The organism is Sphingobacterium sp. BIGb0116 (assembly GCF_024808035.1).
Classification (GTDB): domain Bacteria; phylum Bacteroidota; class Bacteroidia; order Sphingobacteriales; family Sphingobacteriaceae; genus Sphingobacterium; species Sphingobacterium paramultivorum.
Map to the genome: position 1 here is coordinate 369,563 of NZ_JANUDT010000009.1, position 7,156 is coordinate 376,718.

Annotated in this window: 6 protein-coding genes; 1 reads left to right on the forward strand and 5 read right to left on the reverse strand. The window is 41.4% G+C overall.

The genetic code is table 11. From position 1 onward, the window contains the following. Positions 1-60 precede the first annotated feature (60 nt). Positions 61-1,941, forward strand: coding sequence for a M1 family metallopeptidase (locus M2419_RS21410; protein WP_153847692.1), 1,881 nt, complete (start codon positions 61-63; stop codon positions 1,939-1,941). 121 nt (positions 1,942-2,062) lie between these two features. Here the strand turns inward: M2419_RS21410 and M2419_RS21415 are convergent, their stop codons facing one another. The 5 genes from M2419_RS21415 to M2419_RS21435 all read right to left on the reverse strand — a co-directional run bounded on the left by M2419_RS21415 (position 2,063) and on the right by M2419_RS21435 (position 5,932). Beyond that, positions 2,063-2,674, reverse strand: a complete 612-nt coding sequence (locus M2419_RS21415; protein ID WP_159731327.1) for an alpha-ketoglutarate-dependent dioxygenase AlkB — start codon at positions 2,672-2,674, stop codon at positions 2,063-2,065. Between the two features lie 22 nt (positions 2,675-2,696). Further along, positions 2,697-3,533 (reverse strand): methylated-DNA--[protein]-cysteine S-methyltransferase, encoded by an 837-nt coding sequence (locus tag M2419_RS21420; protein ID WP_182330809.1) that lies wholly within the window; start codon positions 3,531-3,533, stop codon positions 2,697-2,699. A 67-nt stretch (positions 3,534-3,600) separates the two neighbouring features. Continuing rightward, positions 3,601-3,900, reverse strand: a complete 300-nt coding sequence (locus M2419_RS21425; RefSeq protein ID WP_153847690.1) for a SelT/SelW/SelH family protein — start codon at positions 3,898-3,900, stop codon at positions 3,601-3,603. A 203-nt stretch (positions 3,901-4,103) separates the two neighbouring features. Next, a complete protein-coding gene (ygiD, locus tag M2419_RS21430) occupies positions 4,104-4,961 on the reverse strand; it encodes a 4,5-DOPA dioxygenase extradiol (RefSeq protein WP_259255575.1) in 858 nt (285 codons plus the stop codon). A gap of 137 nt (positions 4,962-5,098) precedes the next feature. Next, positions 5,099-5,932, reverse strand: coding sequence for an AraC family transcriptional regulator (locus M2419_RS21435; protein WP_182330811.1), 834 nt, complete (start codon positions 5,930-5,932; stop codon positions 5,099-5,101). Positions 5,933-7,156: the final 1,224 nt, after the last annotated feature.

Here is a 7,156-nt window from a genome sequence, read left to right on the forward strand (position 1 = left end):
GGAGAATTAAACTTGCAAATCACAGCAAATTTATCTTAGTTTGATTATTTAAACTAGGATATGATAGGACGCACTATATTTAATTATGGATTGACTTTGCTTTTATTGACAGGGGTAGCTCATGCGCAAGAACTGTATACCCCAAGGAATATTCAGCAAGCGATCGAAAAGGGAACCCGTACCAAAACGGGTCTACCAGGGAAAAACTATTGGCAGAATTTTGGTAAGTATGATGTGCGGGTGCAATTGGATCCGGCTACAAAGATGGTGAGTGGAACAGAGACTATTGTGTACACAAACAATAGTCCCGATACATTGAAACGCTTGGCTATCCGATTTGTGAACAATGTACACAAACCTAATGCGGTACGTGCTGCATACGCTTCGGACGACTACCTGACTTCGGGCCTAAAGATTAAATCGTTTAAACTGAATGGTCAAGTTTACGAAGTAAACAGCAAGGACTGGGGAACGGTGAAGTTAGGTGATTTTGGGCAGAAAATCCTTCCGGGAAGCACTGCAACATTGGACATTAGCTGGGAATATCCGTTATCTGTCGAAAGCGACCGTGAAGGGCTGTTGAATGCTTCCACCTTTTATTGTGCTTACTCTTATCCGCGTGTGTCTGTATACGACGATTATAATGGCTGGGATCTTCTGGAACATAATGGCCGACAAGAATTCTACAATGGTTTCAACGATTATCAATTTGAGATATCCGTTCCGAAGAACTTTGTTGTTTGGGCGACAGGTGAATTGACAAATGCGGCTGATGTACTGCAGAAACCTGTTCTGGACCGTTTCGAAAAATCAAAAGTCAGCGACACGCCAATACATATCGCGACAGATGCCGAAATGAAAGCGGGGAAAGTGACAACACAAGAAGCCTGGAATAAGTGGAAATTTAAAGCAACCTATGTGCCTGATTTTTGTTTCAGTGTGAGTGATAATTATATCTGGGATGGCGGGAGTGTAGATTTGGGAAGTAAGCGCGTGAGTGTGCAGTCAAGCTATGTCACCGGAACAGCAGATTTTGAACAATACATTGGTTGGCAGCAATATTGCATTGACTGGTTTTCTAAAAATTGGCCTGGTGTCACCTACCCATACCCAACAATGACGGCCGTTCAGGGATTTGCAGACATGGAATATCCAATGATGATCAACGATTCTAGTGTCCCAGATAATCTCGTGGATGCGCGACAAACAGCAGACCATGAAATTGCACATACCTATTTCCCTTTTTACATGGGTATCAATGAGACGCGATACGGTTATATGGATGAAGGCTGGGCTACTGCATTGGAATTCTGGATTGGAAATGCGGAGATTGGTGCCGAAAAAAACAAAGAACTTTTCAAAGATGCCCGTGTAAAGCGCTATATCTTTGACCCTTCTACCGAAGAAGACCAACCCTTGATTACCATGACCTCTCAGTTAAGTGGTTTAGGGTACGGCAACAATGCCTACATCAAGGCCGCATTGTCTTATATTGCATTACGGGATTACTTGGGCGATGAACTGTTTAAAAAAGCATTACACCATTACATGGAGCTATGGCATGGAAAACATCCGACGCCTTGGGACTTCTTTTATAGCATCAATGCTGGAGCTGGGCAGAATTTAAACTGGTATTGGAAAAATTGGTATTTCACCAATAATTACATCGACCTTAAAGTGAATGATTTTAAACAACTTGCTGGCAAAAATACACTGACGATCACTAATGTCGGGGGATTTGCAATTCCGTTTGATGTGTTGATTACCTATACGGATGGATCGGTGGAGACAAAACATCAAACTCCGTCAATTTGGCAACACAATGAAAAACAGGTAATCCTGACTTGGACTTCGACTAAAAAGGTGAAAAATATTACCTTGGACGGTGGCATTTTTATGGATTACACAGCCAAGGACAACAGCAGGGACGTTATTAAATAACCAGATCGATCGTGTCAGCCTTTATGTTTGAAAAGGTTGACACGATTAATGACTGAATGCTGTTGAAGTCTGCCTACAAATAGGTGTCCATTCCTGTAAGCCTTACCCTGGGCCTGTAAGACTACAGCTGATCGATGCTTCGAAATGTCAGATTAATTCGTGCACTGAACGCCTTTTTTGTCGGTGGAAGCCGATGCAACCAATACGTTTGTGTAACACCTTTCATCACCAATAAACTTCCATGGCCCAAGATGATGTCTATTTTTTCTTTGCTCGTTTTATGTTTAAAGGCAAACTTTCGTTCAGCACCAAAGCTTAAAGAAGCAATTGCTCCATTTTTTTTGAGGTCTTTTTCACCGTCGCTGTGCCAGGCCATTCCTTCGTCGCCATTGTGATAAAGATTCAACAGGCAGGAATTATACGTCTCCTGTGTTTGTTCTTCGGCAATCTTTTTCAGCTCAAGAAGTTCCTTTGTCCAGGGAAGCGCTCTTTTAGTAGTGTTGGAATAGCTATATTCGAAAGCCTGGTCGCCATACCAAGCCACTTTTCGTTTGGTGACGATTTCGTTTCCAAAAATAATGGCACGGTCATTTACCCATTCGATCGAGTCCATGAGTCTATCAAAATAGTGGTTTGCTTTCTGTGGAGGCAGTATTTTACCATAATAATTGACAGTCCCATCGTAAGGGAGTAGATTTCTATTGCCATCGAAGAGATTGTCGAAAAGTTCCATGTTATCGTATTGTGTGTGTTTACTAAATAGCCGTATGCAAAGTCTCCCATCCGATCATCGCTGTTTTCCGCATTGGATCCCATCGGTAACCACCAAATATACCGCTGTTTTGTATAACACGATGACAGGGGATAAGGTAAGCTATCGGATTGCTTCCAACAGCTGTGCCGACAGCACGGGAGGCTTTGGGGTTTCCGATTTGAGAAGCGATAGCACCGTAAGTGCTTAAGTTACCCATAGGGATTTTTAATAAAGCTTCCCAGACTTTCAATTGAAAATCAGTGCCTTTTAAATGTAATTTTACCTGACGGATATCTTTATCTTGGGGATTTAATGCGCTGAGTGCATTCTCGTGCATGCTGTTCCCCTGTTGTAGGTATGTTGCGTTCGGAAATCGTTGCTGAAGAGAGTCAAAAGCTGTTATGTTATCATCCGCGTAGGCAATATGACAAATACCTTTTGAGGTGGATGCAATTAGCATTGTGCCGAATAAGCTCTGATAATACGCGTAGGAAATCAATAAATTGGAGCCTTCATTTTTATATTCAGCGGGAGTCATCCCCTCAATGTTGATAAATAGTTCATGAAGTCTACTGCTGCTGGAAAGGCCAAGCTGGAATGTTGTTTCAGCAATGTTATTTTCCTTAAGCAATGATTTTGCATAATTTATACTTACGTACTGTAAGAATTTTTTGGGGCTTGTACCTGCCCATGCGGTAAACATGCGTTGAAAATGAGCTTCACTCATGTAAACATGAGAAGCGATCTGACCCAATGTAGGTTGAGACTTAAAGTTTTCCTGTAAGAAATGTATGGCCTTGGCGATACGTTGAAAATCTACTTCTTGTTGAATAGTCATGATTGTTCATTTAATTTATACAAAGTTGCTAATAAGAAGAAGTCTTTAAAATCCGATTTATGCTAAATTAAATGTTGGATGAAGGAGATTTGTCCGAATGACCTAAGGATTTATCTGGTGCGACTAGATCACGGATCAGTTGTTTGAGTTCTTTTATTTCGGGGAATCGACCGGCTCTTTTTCGATCGAATATCTCCTTATCCGCTACCCGTATTGTATAACGGCCTGCAATTTCGCTGGGGACCAGCATCACTCCATGGATCTCATCCGTGAACGAACTCAGTACCTCCTGCGCCATATAGGCGGCGCGCAGCATCCAATTGCATTTTGGACAATATTCAATTTCAATAACAGGTTTTGTTGCCATGAGTTAAGTTCAAGTACGTTGTTTTGTTTCAAACAAATTTATCAATCCTAGCGCTGCAATCCTAACGCTTTTTGTCATGGAAATTTCGAGATATTTCCAACTCAGCGGAGTGCTGTATACAACAAGCCCATTCCATTGGCCTTTTTCTCGGTTAATGGAATGGGCTTGTATTGTTGGATATTCCTGATAGGTATGCTGGAGGCTTAACCGATTTTCAAGGAGGTCATGGTCAGCGATCCAGCCACTGAATTGTCGTTGAAGAGAAACAACTCGTCATTTTTCTCCTGTAAACCCAAGGTATAGATTAAAGGGAGGTAATGTTCAGGAGTTGGAATTGCCAAGTCGAACTCTTTGCCTTGTTTTCTGAAATCTATGAGCGCCTGATGGTTGCCGTTCTGAATAAATTTCTTCATTTTTTCATTGGCTATAGTAGCCCACTCATACGCATAGCCTGCCGTATCGAGTTTATCCCAGGCGACCATCCGTAAGTTGTGCACCATATTGCCGCTACCGATAATGAGTACCCCCTTCTTTCTTAGCGCGTTTAATTGCTGTGCAATCTCATAATGGTATGCTGCAGGCTGTGTGTAATCGATGCTCATTTGGATAATAGGAACGTCTGCATCAGGGTATAGATGTTTGACGACAGACCATGATCCATGGTCCAGCCCCCATTTGTCGTCGAGATGAACATCTGCTTTGTTGACAATACGCTGTGTTTCTAAAGCGAGTGGAGGGCTACCTGGAGCTGGGTATTGGACATCAAATAACGCCTGAGGAAAACCGCCAAAGTCATGAATGGTGGCGGGATGCTCCATCGCTGTGACAAATGTTCCACGTGTTTCCCAGTGTGCCGAGACAACAAGAATCGCCTTCGGTTTTTCGAAAGTTTGGCCAATTTTTTTGAATCCCCGGACAAATTCGTTGTCCTCTATGGCGTTCATGGGACTTCCATGTCCTAAAAATAAGACCGGAAATTTGTCCGTTGCCTCCAGTTCCTCGGAAAATTTATATAAAGAGTTTGCTTTATGAGCTACTCCAGCTAATGGTAATGTTGCCATAATTTTAATAAAATCCTTTCTACGCATTTGATATGATGTGGCTGCGTCAATTTTTACTACAAAGGTAGGGGTTGGGGCTGGCTAGGCGGTATAATTATCCTGTCAATCTGTTGTACTATTCGGAAATCTGTTGTACGCTATTCTGAAATAAGTTTTTGGATTTCACTTCTAAATTCCGAAGGCGTCATGCCTGCTTTCTTTTTGAAGACATTGGTAAAGTAGGCTTTATCTTGGTAGCCGAGTTCAAAACCAATTTCCGAGATCGTTTTAGTCGTTGTCAACAAGAGGTTTTTTGCTTCAATAAGTTTCCGTGTTTCGATAATCTCAGAAACGCTTTGTTGTAATATGCTCTGACAAATTAAATTTAGGTTTCGTGTCGACATAAAAAGCTTCTCCGCGTAAAAATTAACGCCTTCTGGACGGCGGTAGTTCTCTTCCAGTATAGATAGAAAGCTTGTGAACGTTGTACTCTGATTTTTCAATTGCTGTTGGCTGTCTGGAAATTGCTTTTTCCGTTCAGATTCAATCATGGTAAAGATGGTGCTCAATAGCTGCTTGATAACCGCATAATCTACGCTAGTTTGTAAGCATTCCTGCTGCATTAGCTGACACAGGACTATCAATCTTCCAAAGCAGTTGGGGCTGGCGAAGGTCAATGTCGCATTTTCATGAAAGTGGGCGTAGAGCTGGAAAGTCGTTTCGGGGATAAATTCACTTTTAAATCGAACGACCCAAAATTCAATGTTATTATTATGCAAAAGAGGTTTGACGCGGTGGGTTTTGCCCTGAGTGACAAAACTTATAAATGGAGCGGTGTAGGTTTTTGTTTTAAAATCGATAAAATGTTCGAGCTTTCCTGCCACACCAATAATCAATTCCTCGAAATCATGTTGATGTATTTCGTTTTTGGATTGCTGTATGCGCAGTGCCTCGTCGGCGTCAACTTTGTAAATTTTGAAAAGTCCGTTCAAAATAAGGAAGATTTTAATTTGCTATTTACGAATATACGGTTTCAATTACATTTTGTTTGTCAAAGACCTTCCTGTGGGCATCTTCGAGCTATTTATTGGAGCAAATTATTAGATATATTTCGGGTGAATCGTGGTTTTCTAGACCTCGTAACTTTCCTGTATCTAAGGGGGCTTCAATCAGATGTTCCTTTAGGGGTACCAGAAACCTAAAATGAGGTTTTTATTGATCTATGATGATTATATCCTTAAAAACTTCGCATTGTTTTGGCCATTAGGGACGCAGTATCTTTCAAGTCAACTTCGGCAATAGGGCCTGCGTCTACATATATATAGGTTATATGGCTATTTATATAGTGTTCTATTTATTCGCTTTTATTTACTTCTTCTTTAAGCTAGATTTTAATTGGTATTTAGTTAGCTTTTGGTTAGGGTTAGTTTAGCTATAACCTAAGCTATACCTAAACTAACCCTAACTAAACCCTAAGTAAACCCTAAGGAAAAGCTATACCAAAATGAGAATTGATCAAGGTTTACTTTAGACTAATCCTGTCATCCTCTGTTCCGCTGCGGTTGCGGTTCGCGGTCACATCCTATCACTATTATATATATCGATGATATTAAATTATGCGGTTCTCTGTTTCGCTAAGTTTGCGTTTTCCGATCTCCCTTTGCTATGCTGCGTCGGTGGGGCGATAGATCCGGCAGGTGCAGTTCGGGATGTTTTCGTTGCCAGATGCCGCTATCTGTCCCCATTCCGGATTAGGATCAGCCATTCCAGCCCTCCGATCACCTGTTTTACAAAAAGAATCTCGCACCGTTACAGGTAGTTAGGGGCAAAATGAAATAAATAAGAACAAAAGGCTTGGAAGTTTGTTGGTAAACTCCCTATCTTTGCACCACTCCGCAAGGGAGGAACGGTTACCTCGAAAGAGGGAATCATGAAAAAAGAAGGGTTTAAGAGAAGCCTGACGGGATTTAAAATCCCGCCCAGTTTATTTTAAACGCGGAAATCGAAAAAAGGGAAAAGAAAAAAACTTTAAAAAGTTTTTGGAAGTTCAGAAAAGATTTCTACCTTTGCAGTCCCAACGGAAACGAAGGGAAAAACAAAAAAGATAAAGACGGCGCAATGCCATCGGAATATAGCGGATACGGAAGTTGAAGCGCGAAAAGTTCTTTAAGAAAACACAATCATGTAAGCGTGACGAGTAGACAAACGAAAGTCAT